General features: G+C 65.5%; 11 protein-coding genes and 1 pseudogene. All 12 read left to right on the top strand.

The genetic code is table 11. The features are described 5' to 3' along the window. Positions 1–31: 31 nt before the first annotated feature. Positions 32–2,695: a DNA polymerase I gene (gene polA, locus ALI44B_RS02625; protein WP_077053917.1), complete on the top strand. Its 2,664-nt coding sequence runs from the start codon at positions 32–34 to the stop codon at positions 2,693–2,695. Positions 2,696–2,751: 56 nt separating this feature from the next. Then, positions 2,752–4,429: pseudogene (locus ALI44B_RS02620) on the top strand (DUF885 domain-containing protein). Between the two features lie 203 nt (positions 4,430–4,632). Beyond that, positions 4,633–6,087 (top strand): 30S ribosomal protein S1, encoded by a 1,455-nt coding sequence (gene rpsA, locus ALI44B_RS02615; protein ID WP_077053200.1) that lies wholly within the window; start codon positions 4,633–4,635, stop codon positions 6,085–6,087. A 383-nt stretch (positions 6,088–6,470) separates the two neighbouring features. Beyond that, positions 6,471–7,130 carry a TetR/AcrR family transcriptional regulator gene (locus ALI44B_RS02610; RefSeq protein ID WP_077053199.1) on the top strand — a complete coding sequence of 220 codons (660 nt, stop codon included), beginning with the start codon at positions 6,471–6,473 and terminating at the stop codon, positions 7,128–7,130. A gap of 20 nt (positions 7,131–7,150) precedes the next feature. Next, positions 7,151–7,756: a dephospho-CoA kinase gene (coaE, locus tag ALI44B_RS02605; RefSeq protein WP_077053198.1), complete on the top strand. Its 606-nt coding sequence runs from the start codon at positions 7,151–7,153 to the stop codon at positions 7,754–7,756. A gap of 74 nt (positions 7,757–7,830) precedes the next feature. Beyond that, complete coding sequence (gene uvrB / locus ALI44B_RS02600; protein ID WP_077053197.1) at positions 7,831–9,894, top strand: excinuclease ABC subunit UvrB; 2,064 nt, start codon at positions 7,831–7,833, stop codon at positions 9,892–9,894. Between the two features lie 75 nt (positions 9,895–9,969). Next, a complete protein-coding gene (uvrA, locus tag ALI44B_RS02595; protein WP_077053196.1) occupies positions 9,970–12,861 on the top strand; it encodes an excinuclease ABC subunit UvrA in 2,892 nt (963 codons plus the stop codon). Between the two features lie 2 nt (positions 12,862–12,863). Next, positions 12,864–14,750, top strand: coding sequence for an excinuclease ABC subunit UvrC (gene uvrC, locus ALI44B_RS02590; protein ID WP_077053195.1), 1,887 nt, complete (start codon positions 12,864–12,866; stop codon positions 14,748–14,750). Positions 14,751–14,792: 42 nt separating this feature from the next. Continuing rightward, positions 14,793–15,674 carry an RNase adapter RapZ gene (gene rapZ, locus ALI44B_RS02585; RefSeq protein ID WP_077053194.1) on the top strand — a complete coding sequence of 294 codons (882 nt, stop codon included), beginning with the start codon at positions 14,793–14,795 and terminating at the stop codon, positions 15,672–15,674. A 46-nt stretch (positions 15,675–15,720) separates the two neighbouring features. Next, complete coding sequence (gene whiA, locus ALI44B_RS02580; protein WP_464607431.1) at positions 15,721–16,713, top strand: DNA-binding protein WhiA; 993 nt, start codon at positions 15,721–15,723, stop codon at positions 16,711–16,713. 166 nt (positions 16,714–16,879) lie between these two features. After that, complete coding sequence (locus tag ALI44B_RS02575; protein ID WP_077053193.1) at positions 16,880–17,506, top strand: superoxide dismutase; 627 nt, start codon at positions 16,880–16,882, stop codon at positions 17,504–17,506. Positions 17,507–17,619: 113 nt separating this feature from the next. After that, positions 17,620–18,624, top strand: coding sequence for a type I glyceraldehyde-3-phosphate dehydrogenase (gene gap / locus ALI44B_RS02570; RefSeq protein WP_077053192.1), 1,005 nt, complete (start codon positions 17,620–17,622; stop codon positions 18,622–18,624). Position 18,625: the final 1 nt, after the last annotated feature.

The raw sequence follows: 18,625 nt of genomic DNA, 5'->3' as shown, positions 1-18,625 counted from the left end.
GAGTGTCGGTGCTCGCTTGTAGGCTGGTGTGGTGTCGGACATCGAAAAGCCTACCCTCCTCGTCATCGACGGTCACTCGCTCGCCTTCCGGGCCTTCTACGCCCTGCCGGTCGACAGTTTCCAAACCCGCGACGGGCAGCACACGAATGCCATCCACGGCTTCATCTCCATGCTGCTCAACCTGCTAAAGAACGAGAAGCCGACGCACATCGCGGTGGCGTTCGACATCTCGCGGTTCTCGTTCCGCACGCGCGAATACCCCGACTACAAGGGCACGCGCGGCGAGACGCCGGCCGAGTTCATCGGCCAGATCCCGCTGCTGCAAGAGGCCCTCGCGGCCATGAACATCGTCACCATCACGAAGGAAGACTTCGAGGCCGACGACATCCTGGCCACGCTGGCGGCTCAGGGCACGGCGCAGGGCTATCACGTCAAGGTCGTCTCGGGCGACCGCGACACCATCCAGCTCGTCAACGACGACGTCACGCTGCTCTACCCGTCCCGCCAGGGCGTCACCGACCTCACGCGCTACGACCCGCCGAAGGTGTTTGAGCGTTACGGCATCGAGCCCCAGCAATACCCCGAGATCGCAGCCCTGGTGGGGGAGACGAGCGACAACCTGCCCGGCATCCCCAAGGTGGGCGAAAAGACGGCGGTCAAGTGGCTGCTCAAGTACGGCAGCCTCGACGAGATCCTGGCGCACGCCGACGAGATCACGGGCAAGGTGGGCGAAAGTCTGCGCGAGCACCAAGAGAACGCCGTGCGCAACCGCAAGCTCAACCGGCTCGTCACTGACCTCGACCTCCCCGTGTCGCTCGACCAGCTCGCCAAACAGCCGCTCGAAGAACAGGCCGTTCGCGAGATCTTCGCCCGACTCGAGTTCCGCACGCTGCTCGATCGCGTGCTCAAGCTCGAGGGTGTCGTCCCCGATGGCAGCGCCGAAGCCGCGGTCATCGAGGCCCAGCCGACCGCTCCGACCGCACAACACCTGCTCGACGAAGAGCTGGGCGCCTGGCTCGCTCGCGCCGAAAAGGCCAACCCGGATGGGCTGGGCGTCATGGTTCACACGGTCGACGGCGTTCCCGTCAGCATCGGTGTCGCCACTCCCACCGAGTCGGTCCTGCTCGAGTGGATCCCCGAGCGCGCCGATTACGCGCCGCTCGAGGCCTGGCTCGCCAGCGAGGCTCCGAAGCTGTTCTATGGCGCGAAACCGCAACTGAAGGCGCTCACTCGCGCGGGTCTCACCCTAGGCGGCTTGGCTTTCGACGCCGAACTCGCCGCCTACCTCCTGAAGCCTGGAGGCGCCGAAAAGGGTCTGGCCGATCTCGTGGCGCGGCGTCTGGGCGAGACCATGCCCGTCACCGACCCCAATCAGCTCGTCCCCTCCGAAGACTCGGGTTCGGCCGCAACCGATGCGTGGTACGTGTTGCGCCTGGTCGAGCCGCTCACCGAAGCCCTCGACGACGGCTCGCTGCGGGTGCTGCGCGACATCGAGCTGCCCACGCTTCGGGTGCTGGCTGCGATGGAACTGCGCGGTGTCGCGGTCAACCACACGCAGCTCAGCGAGCTGTCGACACAACTCCTCGAGCGCTCGAACACGCTCGCGGCGTCGGCATTCGCCGAGATCGGTCGCGAGGTCAACCTCGGCTCGCCCAAGCAGCTGCAAGAGGTTCTGTTCGACCAGCTGGGCATGCCCAAGACCCGCGCCAACAAGACCGGCTACTCCACGGATGCCGGGGCCCTCGCCGATCTGCAGGCCAGCAACCCGCACCCGTTCCTCGACCTGCTGCTGCAGCACCGAGACGCGTCGAAGCTGCGTCAGATCGTCGAGACTCTCGACAAGACCATCCGACCCGACGGGCGCATCCACACGAGCTATGTGCAGACCGGCACGTCCACGGGCCGCCTGTCGTCCACCGACCCCAACCTGCAGAACATCCCCGTGCGCACTGAGGAGGGTCGCCGCATCCGCCAGGCTTTCGAGGTGGGCGAGGGATACGACACGCTGCTCACGGCCGACTACTCGCAGATCGAGATGCGCATCATGGCGCACCTCTCGGGCGACCCCGGCCTCATCGAGGCTTTCCAGGCGGGCGAAGACCTGCACCGCTTCGTCGGTTCGCGCATCTTCGGCGTCGACCCGCAAGACGTCACCTCCGCCATGCGCAGCAAGGTCAAGGCGATGTCTTACGGGCTTGCCTATGGGCTCAGCGCCTTCGGTCTGTCGAAGCAGCTGCGCATCGACCAGTCCGAGGCGAAGCAGCTCATGACCGACTACTTCGCCCGGTTCGGAGCCGTGCGCGACTACCTGCGCCACGTGGTCGAGCAGGCCAAGGTCGACGGCTACACGACCACCATCTACGGCCGCCGACGTCCCTTCCCCGAGCTCAAGAGCCCCAACCGCGTGCTGCGGGACAACGCCGAGCGCGCTGCACTCAACGCGCCCATCCAGGGGTCCGCGGCCGACATCATGAAGATCGCCATGATCCGCATCGAAGACGAGTTCGCCGAGCGCGGGCTGCGCAGCCGCATGCTCATGCAGGTGCACGATGAATTGATCTTCGACGTGATGGGCGACGAATGGGACGACGTCGAGTCGATCGTGCGCACGCACATGGCGGGCGCGGCCGATCTCGCCGTTCCGCTCGACGTGCAGGTGGGCCGCGGCGCCAACTGGAACGAGGCGGCGCACTAGGCCGTCCGTCGCCGGGCGGTGGCGGTCGCCGACGGTCCGGGCCTAGGCTCGGATCCATGAGTGCTGACACCCCCCGCGACGCCACCCCCATCGACGCCATAGCCGAACGATGGGTCGACACGCTCGTCGACCTCGACCCGCTGCTCGGAACATACATCGGCCGCCCCGAGGCCAACCGGCGCTACGGCGACTTCTCGCCCGCCGGCCACGAGGCCTACCTCGACGCCGCCAAGAACACCATCCGCGACCTGGATGCCGCCACCCCCGTCGACAGCGTCGACGACGTGACCCACCGACCTCCGCAACGAGCTGCTCCTCGACGTCGAATCGAGCGACGCGGGCCTGCACCTGCGCGACCTCAACGTCATCGCCTCGCCGGCTCAGGGCATCCGCGAGATCTACGACCTCATGCCCACGGCCACCGTCGCCGACTGGGACGACATCTCCGCCCGACTGAAGGCGCTCCCCGCGGCTGTCGACGGCTACATCGAAACGTTGCGCACCGGCATCCGCCAGGGCATCGTTCCCGCCCGTCGCCAGGTCGCCGAGGTCTTCGAGCAGGTCAAGCGGTATGGTGCATCCGACGGCTTCTTCGTGGCGCTCGGAGCCAACGCCGGCCCCGACGAGGGCTCACTGCCGGCATCCCTCGCCAACGATCTGTCGGCCAACGCCGGAGCCGCGGCGGTCGCCTACGGTGAGCTCGCCGACTTCCTGGCGCACGAACTCGAACCCGTGGCCGGCGACAACGACGCCGTGGGCCGCGAGATCTACGCCCTGCAATCCCGACGCTTCCTCGGCGCGACGATCGACCTCGACGAGACCTACGAGTGGGGTGTCGACGAGCTGCAGCGCATGGTCGACGAGCAGGAGTCCATCGCGCGGCAGATCAAGCCAGGGGCATCCGTCGCCGAGGCGATCGCGTTCCTCGAGCAGGACGACTCGCGCAAGCTGCACGGAACCGACGCGTTGCGCGAATGGATGCAGCAGACGAGCGACCGCGCGGTCGAGGAGCTCGGCCGCAGCCACTTCGACATTCCCGACGAGATCCGGGCGCTCGAATGCATGATCGCGCCGACGCAAGAGGGCGGCATCTACTACACCGGCCCCACCGACGACTTCTCGCGCCCCGGCCGCATGTGGTGGTCGGTGCCAGAGGGCGTCACCGAATTCGACACCTGGCGCGAACTCACCACCGTTTACCACGAAGGCGTTCCGGGACACCACCTGCAGATCGGCCAGGCCGTCTACAACCGCAAGACGCTCAACACGTGGCGCCGCCAGCTGGCCGGCACGTCGGGACACGCCGAGGGTTGGGCCCTCTACGCCGAGCGCCTCATGGAGCAGCTCGGCTATCTCGACGACCCGGCCGACCGCCTCGGAATGCTCGACGGTCAGCGCATGCGCGCGGCCCGCGTCGTGCTCGACATCGGCGTCCACCTCGGCAAACAGCGTCCCGACGGCCAGGGCGTGTGGGATGCGGACTACGCGCTCGAGTTCATGGGCCGCAACGTCAACATGAACGACGGTTTCGTGCGCTTCGAGGTGAACCGCTACCTCGGATGGCCGGGCCAGGCGCCGTCCTACAAGGTGGGGCAGCGCATCTGGGAGCAGCTGCGCGACGAGTACGCCCGCCGTGCCGGCGCGGACTTCCAAATCAAGGAGTTCCACCGCGAGGCGCTGAACCTCGGGGGAGTGGGCCTCGACACCCTGCGCACGGCCCTGTTCACCGACTGATTCGGCCGCCCCGAGCATCCGATCTTCCGCCGCAACTCCCGCGCTCCGAGCCCCGGACGCGGGAGTTGCTGGCGACCCGTCAAAACACGTAGGATTGACTGTCACATTTGTGACAACCAACATCCGTTCGCCGCATCGCTTTCAGACGCAGAATCATCGAGGCTGTGCGGCCTGATTCATGTCCATACTGGAGTAATCACTCAATGACAAACACAACGACCGACAAGGCGCCCAAGCAGGTTGCGATCAATGACATCGGATCCGCTGATGACTTCCTCGCCGCGGTCGAAAAGACGCTGAAGTTCTTCAACGATGGCGACCTGATCGAGGGCACCGTCGTGAAGATCGACCGCGACGAGGTCCTCCTCGACGTCGGTTACAAGACCGAGGGTGTCATCCCTTCGCGCGAACTTTCTATCAAGCACGACGTCGACCCCTCCGAGGTCGTCAACGTCGGCGATTCCGTCGAAGCCCTCGTCCTCCAGAAGGAAGACAAAGAAGGCCGTCTCATCCTGTCCAAGAAGCGCGCTCAGTACGAGCGTGCCTGGGGCGACGTCGAGAAGATCAAGGACGCCGATGGCGTTGTCACGGGTTCGGTGATCGAGGTCGTCAAGGGTGGCCTCATCGTCGACATCGGACTCCGCGGCTTCCTCCCCGCTTCGCTCATCGAGCTGCGCCGTGTGCGCGACCTCACGCCCTACCTGGGCCAGGAGATCGAAGCGAAGATCCTCGAGCTCGACAAGAACCGCAACAACGTCGTCCTGTCGCGCCGCGCCCTGCTCGAGCAGACGCAGTCCGAGAGCCGCACCACGTTCCTCAACAACCTCCAGAAGGGACAGGTCCGCAAGGGCGTCGTCTCGTCGATCGTCAACTTCGGTGCGTTCGTCGACCTGGGTGGAGTCGACGGTCTGGTTCACGTCTCCGAGCTCAGCTGGAAGCACATCGAGCACGCCAGCGAGGTCGTCGAGGTCGGTCAGGAAGTCACCGTCGAGATCCTCGAGGTCGACCTCGAGCGCGAGCGCGTGTCGCTGTCGCTCAAGGCCACGCAGGAAGACCCGTGGCAGGTCTTCGCCCGCACCCACGCAATCGGTCAGGTTGCCCCGGGTAAGGTCACGAAGCTCGTTCCGTTCGGTGCGTTCGTTCGCGTCGCCGATGGCATCGAGGGCCTCGTCCACATCTCCGAGCTCAGCGGCAAGCACGTCGAGCTGGCCGAGCAGGTCGTTTCGGTGGGCGACGAGGTATTCGTCAAGGTCATCGACATCGACCTCGAGCGTCGCCGCATCTCGCTGAGCCTCAAGCAGGCCAACGAGGGTGTCGACCCCGAGGGCACCGAGTTCGACCCGGCTCTCTACGGCATGCTCACCGAGTACGACGACCAGGGCAACTACAAGTACCCCGAGGGCTTCGACTCCGAGACCAACGAATGGCGCGAGGGCTTCGAGGCTCAGCGCGAGAAGTGGGAGCAGGACTACGCTGCCGCCCAGGCTCGTTGGGAAGCACACAAGAAGCAGGTTGCTGCCGCCGCTGCCGAAGAGGCATCGAACGAGGGACAGGCTGCCGCCGGTTCCACGTTCTCGAGCGAGTCGGCCGGCGCCGGCACGCTTGCTGACGACGAGTCGCTCGCCGCTCTGCGCGAGAAACTCTCCAGCAACTCCTAAGCACCACAGCACTACCGGTTAGATCGCCGCAAGGCACTGAGGGGCCGAATCCGAGAGGGTTCGGCCCCTTCGGCGTTTCTCGGCATTCCCTGGTTCCGAGCGCAGCGTAGGCGTCGATGTGCCGCTGCAGCGGGCGCCGGTCCTGCCGCTGGCGCCGTTGTCGTTACCGGATCTCTGCTTCTGCCTCTGCCTCTACCCCTGCCTCTGCCGCCGGCGATGCCGAAACCGAGGTCGGATGCCGGGGCGCGAACTATCCTGCCGAACTATCCTGTTGATATTTGGTATATCACTGATACGCTAGTTCTGGAATTTCAGTTGAAGTTTCAGTTCGGCCGGCTCGGCGTCATGTGCGTCGATCGTGCCCTCGATCAGAAGAGGCATCCATGTTCACAGAACCGTTGAACCGCTATTTGCACACCGAGGTCAAGTCCATCAACGACCTGCGCATCAGCCCGCGGCAGGAACGCAGCAGACGCACGCTCGACGTCATCCTCGACACGACAGCGGCTGTGGTCGCCGCCGACGGTTTCACCGCCGTGACGACGGCCGACATCGCCGAGCGCGCCGGTATTGCCATCGGCACGTTCTACCGCTTCTACCCCGACCGCGAGGCGCTGCTCACGGCTTTGCGCAATCGCACCTACACGACCTACCTCGAGCACCTGATCGCGGCGTTCGACCGCAAGACCCCGCGCACCTGGAAACAGGCCGTCTCGACCATGATCGAGATCAATATCGAGTGCTACCGCACCATTCCCGCCTTCGCGATCGTGCACCTGTCGCTTCTTGCTGCCGACGCCGCCGAGCGCGAGGCGCACCTGCGACGCGCGGCCCTGTATCTCGAGGCAATCGTCGAATCACTGGCCGAGTTCGGGTTGCCCTCGTCCAAGGCCTGGCGCACCCGCCTCGAGGTCGCCCTCGAACAGGCTTCGGCCCTCACCTCGTTGGCGTTCCTCCGCGACTCCGAGGGAGACCGGCGCATCCTGGCCGAAGCGCGGCGACTTCCCATCGACTATCTGCAGGAGTACGCCGCCTCACTCTGACGCAGCGCTACGCTGGGGGAGTGAAACTCGTCGGGCTCACGGGCGGAATCGCGTCCGGAAAATCAACCGTTGCACGTCGCCTCGAACAGCGCGGTGCCGTCCATATCGACGCCGATCTGCTGGCGCGCGAGGTGGTCGAACCGGGCACGCCGGCTCTCGACGCGATTCGAGCACGATTCGGCGGCGGTGTCATCAGCCCGGATGGCCGTCTCGATCGCCCGGCGCTCGGTGCCATCGTCTTCGCCGACGCCGAGGCCCTGTCCGATTTGAACGGCATCGTGCATCCGGCTGTGCGGCAGCGCACGGCCGAGTTGATCGCCGAGGCCAAGGCGCGCAACGCGGACGCCGTCGTGGTCTACAACGTGCCGCTGCTCGTCGAGGCTCAGGTGCCGCATCCGTTCGACCTCATCGTGGTGACGCACGCGCCACGAGACGTGCGCATCGATCGCTTGGTCCGACTGCGTGGGAGCTCAGAAGAGGACGCGCGCCGGCGGGTCGACGCGCAAGCCTCCGATGAAGAGCGGCTCGCCCGTGCCGACGTCGTGATCGACACGGCGGGTTCCGTCGACGACACACTGCGTCAGGCGGATGTCTTGGCGACCGAGCTCGGACTTCCCGAGGCGTAGCCCGTCCGCCTCTGTCGTGACCGCCCTGGGCGAACATCCGTACGAATGTCGGTGGTGATCTTTAGACTTGAGGCATGCAACCTACGCGCGCCGTGCGACCTTTCGAGGTCATCAGTGAATACACCCCGAGTGGCGATCAGCCCAAGGCGATCGCCGAGCTGGCGGGGCGCGTCAACGCGGGCGAGACCGACGTGGTGCTCCTGGGTGCAACCGGCACGGGCAAGTCGGCCACCACGGCGTGGCTGATCGAGGCCGTGCAGCGACCCACGCTCGTCCTGGCGCACAACAAGACCTTGGCCGCGCAGTTGGCCAACGAGTTCCGCGAGTTGCTCCCTAACAACGCCGTCGAGTACTTCGTGTCCTACTACGACTACTACCAGCCAGAGGCCTATGTGCCGCAGACCGACACCTTCATCGAGAAGGACTCGTCGATCAACGCCGAGGTCGAGCGCCTGCGTCACTCCACCACCAACTCCTTGCTGAGCCGCCGCGATGTCATCGTCGTCTCCACCGTGTCATGCATTTACGGCCTCGGCGCGCCGCAAGAATATCTGAACGCCATGATCGCCCTTCAGGTGGGCATGCGCGTCGACCGCGACTGGCTCATCCGCAAGTTCGTGTCCATGCAATACCAGCGCAACGACATCGACTTCTCGCGCGGGCACTTCCGCGTGCGCGGCGACACCATCGAGATCATCCCGATGTACGAAGAGCTCGCGATCCGCATCGAGATGTTCGGCGACGAGATCGAGGCGCTCTACACGCTGCACCCGCTCACGGGCGACGTGGTGCAGAAGATGGACTCGGTGTCGGTGTTCCCGGGTTCGCACTACGTGGCGAGCACCGATGTCATGCAGCGCGCGATCGGCACGATTCAGGAAGAACTCGAAGAGCGCCTCGCCGACATGGAGCGACAGGGCAAGCTGCTCGAGGCTCAGCGACTGCGCATGCGCACCACATTCGACCTCGAGATGATGCAGCAGATCGGCTTCTGCTCGGGCATCGAGAACTACTCGCGTCACATCGACGCGCGGGCGCCGGGGGAGGCACCGCACTGCCTGCTCGACTTCTTCCCCGACGACTTCCTCGTCGTCATTGACGAGTCTCACGTTACGGTTCCGCAGATCGGCGCGATGTACGAGGGCGACTCCTCGCGCAAGCGCACCCTCGTAGAGCACGGTTTCCGCCTTCCGAGCGCGCTCGACAACCGCCCGTTGAAGTGGAACGAGTTCAAAGACCGCGTCGGTCAGACCGTCTATCTCTCGGCCACACCCGGCAAATACGAGATGGGCATCGCCGACGGCGTGGTCGAGCAGATCATCCGCCCGACGGGTCTCGTCGACCCGCAGATCGTCGTCAAGCCGTCCAAGGGTCAGGTCGACGACCTGCTCGAAGAGATCCGCGTGCGCACAGAGCGCGACGAGCGCATCCTGGTCACCACGCTGACCAAGAAGATGGCCGAAGAGCTCACCGACTACTTCACCGAGGCCGGCGTGCGTGTGCGCTACCTGCACTCGGATGTCGACACGCTCCGTCGCGTCGAGCTCCTCACGGAGTTGCGTGCGGGCGTGTACGACGTGCTCGTGGGCATCAACCTGCTGCGAGAGGGCCTCGACCTTCCCGAAGTGTCCCTCGTCGCCATCCTCGATGCCGACAAGGAAGGTTTCCTGCGTTCGTCGACGTCGCTCATCCAGACCATCGGCCGCGCGGCTCGAAATGTGTCGGGCGAGGTGCATATGTATGCCGATCGCATCACCGACAGCATGAAGCGCGCCATCGAAGAAACCGACCGCCGGCGCGAGAAGCAGGTCGCCTACAACACCGAGCACGGCATCGACCCGCAGCCGCTGCGCAAGAAGATCGCCGACATCACCGAAGCGCTCGCCCGCGAAGGCGCCGACACGGCCAAGCTCCTCGCCTCGCGCGACGGCAAGAAGAAGGCGCCGACACCCAACCTCCGACGTCAGGGGATCGCGGCAGAGGGCGCCGACCAGATCGAGGCGCTTATCGCCGACCTGAACGGCCAGATGCTGGCCGCGGCCGCCGAGCTGAAGTTCGAGCTGGCGGGGCGCCTCCGCGACGAGGTCCAGGACTTGAAGAAAGACCTGCGCCAGATGGAAAAGGCCGGCCACCTCTAGGCGTCACGCGGTGCCGAAACGCAAGGCCCACGCTTCCCGATCACCACTGTCAGTGGTTCACCGTACTATCAAGGAGTGCCAATTTCTCAGGTAGATTCCACCGCAAAGCTGAGCGTCCGCGGAGCGCGGGTGCACAACCTCCAGAACGTCGACATCGACATCCCGCGTGATTCGCTCGTCGTGTTCACCGGTCTGAGTGGTTCCGGCAAATCCTCGCTCGCGTTCGACACGATCTTCGCCGAGGGCCAGCGCCGCTACGTCGAGTCCCTGTCGGCCTATGCGCGTCAGTTCCTCGGCCAGGTCGACCGCCCGGACGTCGACTTCATCGAGGGCCTGAGCCCCGCGGTCTCCATCGACCAGAAGTCCACCAACCGCAACCCGCGGTCGACCGTCGGCACCATCACCGAGGTCTACGACTACATGCGCCTGCTCTGGGCGCGCATCGGCATTCCGCATTGCCCCGTGTGTGGCGAGCCCATTCAGAAGCAGACCGTGCAGCAGATCGCCGACCAGATGATGGAACTCGAGGCCGGCACGCGCTACATGATCCTCAGCCCGGTCGTCTCGCAGAAGAAGGGCGAGTTCGTCGACCTCTTCAAAGAGCTGGCCGCCAGCGGTTACTCCCGCGCCATCGTCGACGGCGAGCAGATCCAGCTCAACGAGCCGCCCACGCTGAAGAAGCAGTACAAGCACGACATCCAGGTGGTCGTCGACCGCCTGGTCGCGGGCCCCGACATCCTCGGTCGCCTGACCGACTCGCTCGAGACGGCCCTGGGTCTGACCGACGGCCTCGTCAACATCGATTTCGTCGACTCCGAGGGTCCGGCATCCGTGCGCAGCTTCTCCGAGAAGCTCTCCTGCCCGAACAACCACCCCATCCAGCTCACCGAGATCGAGCCGCGCACGTTCTCGTTCAACGCGCCGTTCGGCGCCTGTCCCGAGTGCACGGGTCTCGGCACGCGCATGTCGGTCGACGCCGAGTTGCTGCTGGGCGATGAGGACCTCAGCATCGCCGGGGGAGTCATCCTGCCCTGGACGAGTCAGGGCAAGGGTCTCTACCAGTACTACGACAAGCTGCTCGAGGGTCTTGCGCGCGACCTCGACTTCTCACTCAAGACACCGTGGAAGAAGCTGCCAGAAGAGGTGCGCGAAGCCGTCATGCGCGGCAACGACTTCAAGGTCAAGGTGAAGTGGCGCAACCGCTTCGGCCGCGAGATGAGCTACACCTCCGGCTTCGAGGGCGTCATGCCCTACATCGAGCGTCAATACCTGCAGGCAGAGACTGACGCGCAGCGTGCGCGGTGGTCCGAATACCTGCGTGAGGTTCCGTGCCCCGTGTGTGAGGGCAAGCGCCTCAAGCCCGAGGTGCTGGCCGTCCTCGTCAACGACCGCAACATCGCCGACGTCTCCGAACTCAGCCTCACCGACGCTCGCGCGTTTATGAACGAGCTCGAGCTCTCGAGCCGTGAGGCCAAGATCGCGGCTCAGGTCCTGCGCGAGATCAAGCTGCGGCTCGACTTCCTCATCCAGGTGGGGCTCAACTACCTCAACCTCGCCCGCGCAGCCGGATCGTTGTCGGGTGGCGAGGCCCAGCGCATCCGTTTGGCCACCCAGATCGGCTCGGGGCTGACGGGTGTGCTCTACGTGCTCGACGAGCCCAGCATCGGCCTGCACCAGCGCGATAACCGGCGCCTGATCGAGACACTCATCACGCTGCGCGACCTCGGTAACACGCTCATCGTGGTGGAACACGACGAAGACACCATCCGCACCGCCGACTGGGTCGTCGACATCGGCCCCGGGGCCGGCGTGGGTGGCGGCAAGGTCGTGCACTCGGGTTCCTACGAGAAGCTCCTCGAGAACACCGAGTCCCTCACGGGCGATTACCTGTCGGGCCGCAAGGCCATCGAGACCCCGGCCAAGCGACGACCGCGCGACAAAGACCGCCAGGTCTCCGTGGTGGGTGCATCGGCCAACAACCTCCAAAAGGTCTCCGCCGACTTCCCGCTCGGCACGTTCACGGCCGTCACAGGCGTCAGCGGTTCGGGCAAGTCGACGCTCGTCAACGACATCCTCTACCGCGTGCTCGCGAACAAACTCAACGGTGCCCGCAAGGTGCCAGGCAAGCACACGCGCGTCACCGGCCTCGAACACCTCGACAAGGTCATCCACGTCGACCAGGCGCCCATCGGGCGCACCCCGCGTTCCAACCCCGCCACCTACACGGGTGTGTTCGACCGCATCCGCACGCTGTTCTCCGAGACGAACGAAGCCAAGGCAAGGGGCTACCTGCCCGGTCGCTTCAGCTTCAACGTCAAGGGCGGGCGCTGCGAGGCGTGTTCGGGCGACGGCACCATCAAGATCGAGATGAACTTCCTGCCCGACGTCTATGTCGCGTGTGAGGTGTGCGGGGGAGCGCGCTACAACCGCGACACGCTCACGGTGCACTACAAGGGCAAGAACATCGCCGAGGTACTCGATATGCCGATCGCCGAGGCCGCGGACTTCTTCGAGCCCATCAGCGCCATCCACCGGTTCCTCAAGACGCTGGTCGACGTCGGACTGGGATACGTGCGTCTGGGCCAGAGCGCCACGACCCTGTCGGGCGGCGAGGCGCAGCGCGTCAAGCTCGCGACCGAACTGCAGCGCCGCACCAACGGGCGCAGCATCTACGTTCTCGACGAGCCGACCACCGGTCTGCACTTCGAAGACGTACGCAAGTTGCTCCTCGTGCTCAACAGCCTCGTCGACAAGGGCAACACGGTCGTGGTGATCGAGCACAACCTCGACGTCATCAAATCGGCCGACTGGATCATCGACCTGGGCCCGGAAGGCGGTTCTGGCGGCGGCCGCGTGCTCGCCACGGGCACGCCCGAGAAGATCGCCACGGTGAGCGAGAGCCACACCGGCATGTTCCTCAAAGAGATCTTCGACGCCGACCGGGCCGAGACGCGCAAGGCCGGTTAGCGGTGGCAGATCCACTCAGCTACCGCCCCAAAGCGGGAGAGATCCCCACTCAGCCCGGCGTCTATCGATTCAAGAACGACGCCGGGCGGGTGTTGTACGTCGGCAAGGCCAAGAACCTCCGCGCCCGTCTGAGCAACTACTTCGCACCATTGCACTCGCTGCACGAGCGCACGCGGCGCATGGTCACGAGTGCCAGCGGCGTCGACTGGACCGTGGTCGGCAGCGATATCGAGGCCCTTCAGCTCGAATACACGTGGATCAAAGAGTTCGACCCGCCGTTCAACGTCAAATTCCGCGACGACAAGACGTACCCGTTCATGGCCATCACGCTGGCCGACGAGGCGCCCCGTGTGCTCGTCACCCGCAACCCCAAGATCAGAGGGGCGAAGTACTTCGGGCCCTATCCGAAGATCTGGGCCGTGCACGACACCATCGACCTGATGATCAAAGCGTTCCCCATCCGAACCTGCAGCGACTCCAGCTACAAGCTGGCCATGCAAACGGGGCGGCCCTGTTTCCCCGGCCAGATCGGGCGCTGCGGCGGCCCGTGCTCGGGCAAGGTCACCATCGCCGAGCACCGCGCCATGGTCGACGACTTCGTCAGCTTCATGACGGGAAACGACCGCCGCTTCGTCACCGAGGCGACCCGCAAGATGAAAGAGGCGGCTGCCGCCCAGGATTACGAAGCGGCCGCGAAGTACCGCGACCGCTTGCTCGCCCTCGAAGCCGTCCTCGCCAAGAGCGCCGTCGTCCTCTCCGACAACGTCGACGCCGACCTCTTCGGCATCGAGCACGACGAGTTGACGGCCGCCGTGCAACAGTTCGTGGTGCGCGGCGGGCGCATCCGTGGTGTCCGGTCGTGGACGGTCGACAAGGAACTCGACCTCGACGAGAGCGACCTCGTCGAAGCCATCCTGCAGCGGGTGTACGACGCCGCCAGCGGCACCGATGTTCCCAAAGAGATCATCGTTCCCGAGCTTCCCGACGACACGACCGAGCTCGAAGCGTGGCTCACCGCCCGCCGGGGCAAAGGCTCTGTGCGCCTCAAGACGGCTCAGCGCGGCGAGAAGGCCGCCCTCATGCAGACCGCGCAGATGAACGCCAAGAACGCGCAGATGCTTTACAAAACCAGGCGCAGCGCCGACTTCGTCGCTCGATCGCAGGCGATGTCCGACATCCAGGAAGCGCTCGGCATGGAGGAAGCGCCCCTGCGCATGGAGTGCTACGACGTCTCCCACCTCGGGGGCACCAACATCGTCGCCTCCATGGTCGTCTTCGAAGACGGGCTGCCGCGCAAAGATCAGTACCGCCGCTTCAGCATCGCCGACTCCACCGACGACACCGAGTCCATCTACCAGGTGCTCACCCGCCGGCTCGCCTATCTGCGAGAAGACGAAGAAGAGAGCGCCACCGAGGTCGACCCGCTCGAGCAGGTCACCAAGCCGAAGAAGTTCGCCTACCCGCCGCAGCTGCTGATCGTCGACGGCGGCGTGCCCCAGGTGCAGGCCGCACGCCGCGCCCTCGAAGAATCGGGGCGCACCGACATCCAACTCGCCGGCATCGCGAAGCGGCTCGAAGAGGTGTGGCTGCCCGACAGCGATTACCCCGTCATCCTGCCGCGCAACAGCGAGGCGTTGTTCCTCATTCAGCGCATCCGAGACGAGGCGCACCGGTTCGCCATCAGCTATCAGCGGGCCAAGCGGAAGAAAGACATCGGCTCGGTTCTCAGTGACATCCCGGGGCTTGGGCCCAGCCGCATCAAGGTGCTGCTCAAGCACTTCGGCTCGGTTGCGCGCCTCAAGCTCGCAACCCCCGCAGAGATCGCCGAGGTCAAAGGCGTCGGCCCCCAGTTGTCGGCCACCATCCACGAGCGTCTCCACAGTCGATAGGCTGGACCGAACGACGATCGACACGAATCGAGAGCGCCACGCATGAGCACGGATGAAACAACGCCCCAACAGGAAGTCCTCATCGTCACCGGCATGTCGGGCGCCGGGCGATCCACGGTCGCCAATGCCCTCGAAGACCACGGGTGGTATGTGGTCGACAACCTGCCGCCGCAGATGCTCCGCCCGCTCGTCGACCTCGCCGAACGCGCCGAGGGGGCACTGCCCAAGATCGCGGCCGTCGTCGACGTGCGCGGGCGCGACTTCTTCACCGACCTGCGCTCCATGATCCAAACCCTGCGCGAAGGCACCCAGGTGCGCGTCGTATTCCTCGACTCGACCGACGCCGCGCTCGTGCGTCGCTTCGAGGCGGTCCGCCGGCCGCACCCGCTCCAGGGCCGCGGCACCATCCTCGACGGCGTCACCCTCGAGCGTTCCCGTCTCGCGACCATCCGCGAATCGAGCGATGTCGTCATCGACACGTCCGAGCTCAACATCCACCAGCTCGCCAACATCATCGCCGATATGTTCGCCGAAGCGGGCCGGCCAGGCGTGCAACTGACCCTGATGAGCTTCGGCTTCAAGTACGGCATTCCCACCGACGCCGACACGGTCGCCGACGCCCGATTCCTGCCCAACCCGTTCTGGGTGCCAGAATTGCGTTCGCACACCGGCCTCGACGAGAGCGTCAGTGACTACGTACTCTCCCAGGATGGTGCGGAAGAATTCATCGACGCCTACGCCGCGGCCCTCGCGCCCGTTCTCGCCGGATACCAGCGCGAGAACAAGCGCCACGCGACCTTCGCCATCGGATGCACCGGTGGCAAGCACCGCTCTGTAGCTATCACGGAACGGCTCGCCGAAAAGATCCGTGAAATCCCCGGCGTCGACGTCACCACCAAACACCGAGACCTCGGGCGCGAATAGCCGCGCCCCCAGGCTCCGCACCACAAACGAAAGACGACGAACAACAATGGCATCACGACTGGCACTGAGCGCTGAGGTCAAAGAAGAGCTGACACGCATCCACGAACCGCGCGCGGCCGCCCGAGCCGCCGAACTCACCTCACTGCTCCGCTTCAGCGGTGGCCTGCACGTCATCTCGGGGCGCATCGCCCTCGAGTCCGAGCTCGACTCGCCGCACCTCGCCCGACGCGTGCGCCGCGATCTGGCCGAGGTCTACGGCGTTCGCAGCGAGGTCTCGCTCATCCCCGCATCCGGCTCGCGCCGCACCGACTACTACCTCGTGCGCGTGATGGATGGCGGGGAAACCCTCGCCCGCCAAACCGGCCTGCTCGACGCGCGCCGCCGTCCCGTCCGCGGCCTGCCCAACAAACTCACGACCGGCTCACGCGAAGACCTCGCGGCCATCTGGCGCGGAGCCTTCCTGGCCGCCGGCACCCTCACCGACCCTGGCCGCTCCGCCGCCATCGAGGTCATCTGCCCCGGCAACGAGACCGCCATGGCACTCGTCGGCGCCGCCGGCCGCCTCGGCATCTCCGCCAAGGCGCGCGAGGTTCGCGGCGTGCACCGCGTCGTCATCCGCGACGGCGAGGCGATCTCGGCCATGCTGATCGCCATGGGCGCCGTCGGCACCGTGCAGGCGTGGGACGAGTTGCGCCAGCGACGCGAGGTGCGCGCGACGGCCAACCGTCTCGTGAACTTTGACGACGCCAACCTGCGCCGTTCCGCCCAGGCGGCCGTCGCGGCCTGCTCCCGCGTCGAGCGCGCAATGGAGATCCTCGCCGACGAGATGCCCGAACACCTGCGATACGCGGGCGAGCTGCGACTCAACCACCGCGAGGCCAGCCTTGACGAGCTCGGGCACCACGCCGACCCCGTCATGACGAAAGACGCTATCGCGGGCCGCATCCGTCGCCTCCTCGCAATGGCCGACAAGAAGGCCTCCGACCTGGGCATCCCGGGCACCGACGCCAACCTTCCGTCCGACCTAGACGAGGTGTGACGGACCTGTCAATCCGGGAAGTTTCCGAGAGCGGGCTGTGTTCCCGTGGATAGACTGGAAGCCTCCCGAACGCGCGCAGACGACGTCTTTCGGCGCCGCCGGCGCGAGGTCGGGTACACCCGCACAACCGCAGAAACGCGGGAGCGGACACGATAGGAGAGAAGAAATGGCAGAATACACACTTCCCGAGCTGTCCTATGACTACGGCGCACTCGCGCCCGCCATCAGCGGCCAGATCATGGAGCTGCACCACTCCAAGCACCACCAGACTTATGTCACCGGCGCCAACACCGCCCTCCAGCAGATGGCCGAGGCCCGCGATTCGGGCAACCTCGCCAACATCAACAAGCTGGAGAAGGACCTGGCCTTCAACCTCGGCGGCCACGTCAACCACTCCGTCTTCTGGACCAACATGTCCCCGAACGGTGGCGACAAGCCCGTCGGCGAGCTGGCCAGCGCCATCGACGACTACTTCGGCTCGTTCGAGAAGTTCCAGGCCCACTTCACGGCCGCCGCCCTCGGCGTGCAGGGCTCCGGTTGGGCCGCCCTCTTGTGGGACTCGATCGGCCAGCGCCTCATCATCAGCCAGTTCTTCGACCAGCAGTCGAACTTCCCCGTCGGCACCATCCCGGTCCTGCTCCTCGACGTCTGGGAGCACGCGTACTACCTCGACTACAAGAACGTCCGCGCCGACTACGTGAAGGCGTTCTGGAACATCGTCGATTGGTCCAATGTTCAGGCACGCTTCGACGCGGCCCGCACGAAGACCGAAGGCCTGCTGGTACTGTCATAGCAGGCGTGGATGCCTTGGCGAACAGTCGCTGAGGCATCCATCACCCCCACTCGACACTCGCTCGAGTAACCCCCATAAATGCGCGTCACGCGCCCCAGCAACAGGAGTGATCCTTGTCCGTAAAGATCGGTATCAACGGGTTCGGCCGCATCGGCCGTAACTACTTCCGCGCAGCCCTCGCCAAGGGCAGCGACCTCGAGATCGTTGCCGTCAACGACCTCACCGACAACAAGGCGCTGGCCCACCTTCTCAAGTACGACTCCATCACCGGCCGTCTCGACGCAACCGTCGAGCTCGAGGGTGACAACATCATCGTCAACGGCAAGCCCATCAAGGTTCTCGCCGAGCGCGACCCCGCCAACCTCGGCTGGGGCGACCTGGGTGTCGACATCGTGATCGAGTCGACCGGCCGCTTCACCAAGGCAGCCGATGCTCGCAAGCACATCGAAGCCGGCGCCAAGAAGGTCCTCATCTCCGCTCCCGCCACCGACGAAGACGCAACCTTCGTCATGGGCGTCAACGAGCAGGACTACGACCCCGCCAACCACCACATCATCTCGAACGCGTCCTGCACCACGAACTGCCTCGCGCCGCTCGCCAAGGTGTTCAACGACAAGTTCGGCATCGAGCGTGGCCTCATGACCACCGTGCACGCCTACACCGCAGACCAGAACCTGCAGGATGGCCCGCACAGCGACCTTCGTCGCGCCCGTGCAGCCGCGATCAACATCGTCCCGACCTCCACCGGCGCCGCCAAGGCCATCGGCCTCGTGCTGCCCGAGCTGAAGGGCAAGCTCGACGGCTTCGCGCTGCGCGTTCCGGTCCCGACCGGCTCGATCACCGACCTCACGGTCACGTCGTCGCGTCCCGTCACGGTCGACGAGGTCAAGGCTGCTTACAAGGAAGCCGCCGAGGGTCCCCTCAAGGGCATCCTGAAGTACACGGAAGACGAGATCGTGTCGAGCGACATCACGACCGACCCGCACTCGGCCATCTTCGACTCCGGCCTGCTGCGCGTCCTGGGCGACCAGGTCAAGCTGTCGGCGTGGTACGACAACGAGTGGGGCTACTCCAACCGTCTCGTCGACCTGACCGAGTACGTGGCGGATCGCCTCTAAA

The sequence above is a fragment of the Leifsonia sp. ALI-44-B genome, assembly GCF_001984125.1.
Classification (GTDB): domain Bacteria; phylum Actinomycetota; class Actinomycetes; order Actinomycetales; family Microbacteriaceae; genus Okibacterium.
Note: the sequence above shows the minus strand (reverse complement) of the source record. Positions and strands in the feature narration are given on the sequence as shown.

What these genes read in the sequence shown, in the direction of transcription:
- uvrB (WP_077053197.1), top strand. Translation starts at nt 7,831, where the DNA reads ATGCAACCTACGCGCGCCGTGCGACCTTTCGAGGTCATCAGTGAATAC.
- ALI44B_RS02575 (WP_077053193.1), top strand. Translation starts at nt 16,880, where the DNA reads ATGGCAGAATACACACTTCCCGAGCTGTCCTATGACTACGGCGCACTC.
- ALI44B_RS02610 (WP_077053199.1), top strand. Translation starts at nt 6,471, where the DNA reads ATGTTCACAGAACCGTTGAACCGCTATTTGCACACCGAGGTCAAGTCC.
- rapZ (WP_077053194.1), top strand. Translation starts at nt 14,793, where the DNA reads ATGAGCACGGATGAAACAACGCCCCAACAGGAAGTCCTCATCGTCACC.
- rpsA (WP_077053200.1), top strand. Translation starts at nt 4,633, where the DNA reads ATGACAAACACAACGACCGACAAGGCGCCCAAGCAGGTTGCGATCAAT.
- whiA (WP_464607431.1), top strand. Translation starts at nt 15,721, where the DNA reads ATGGCATCACGACTGGCACTGAGCGCTGAGGTCAAAGAAGAGCTGACA.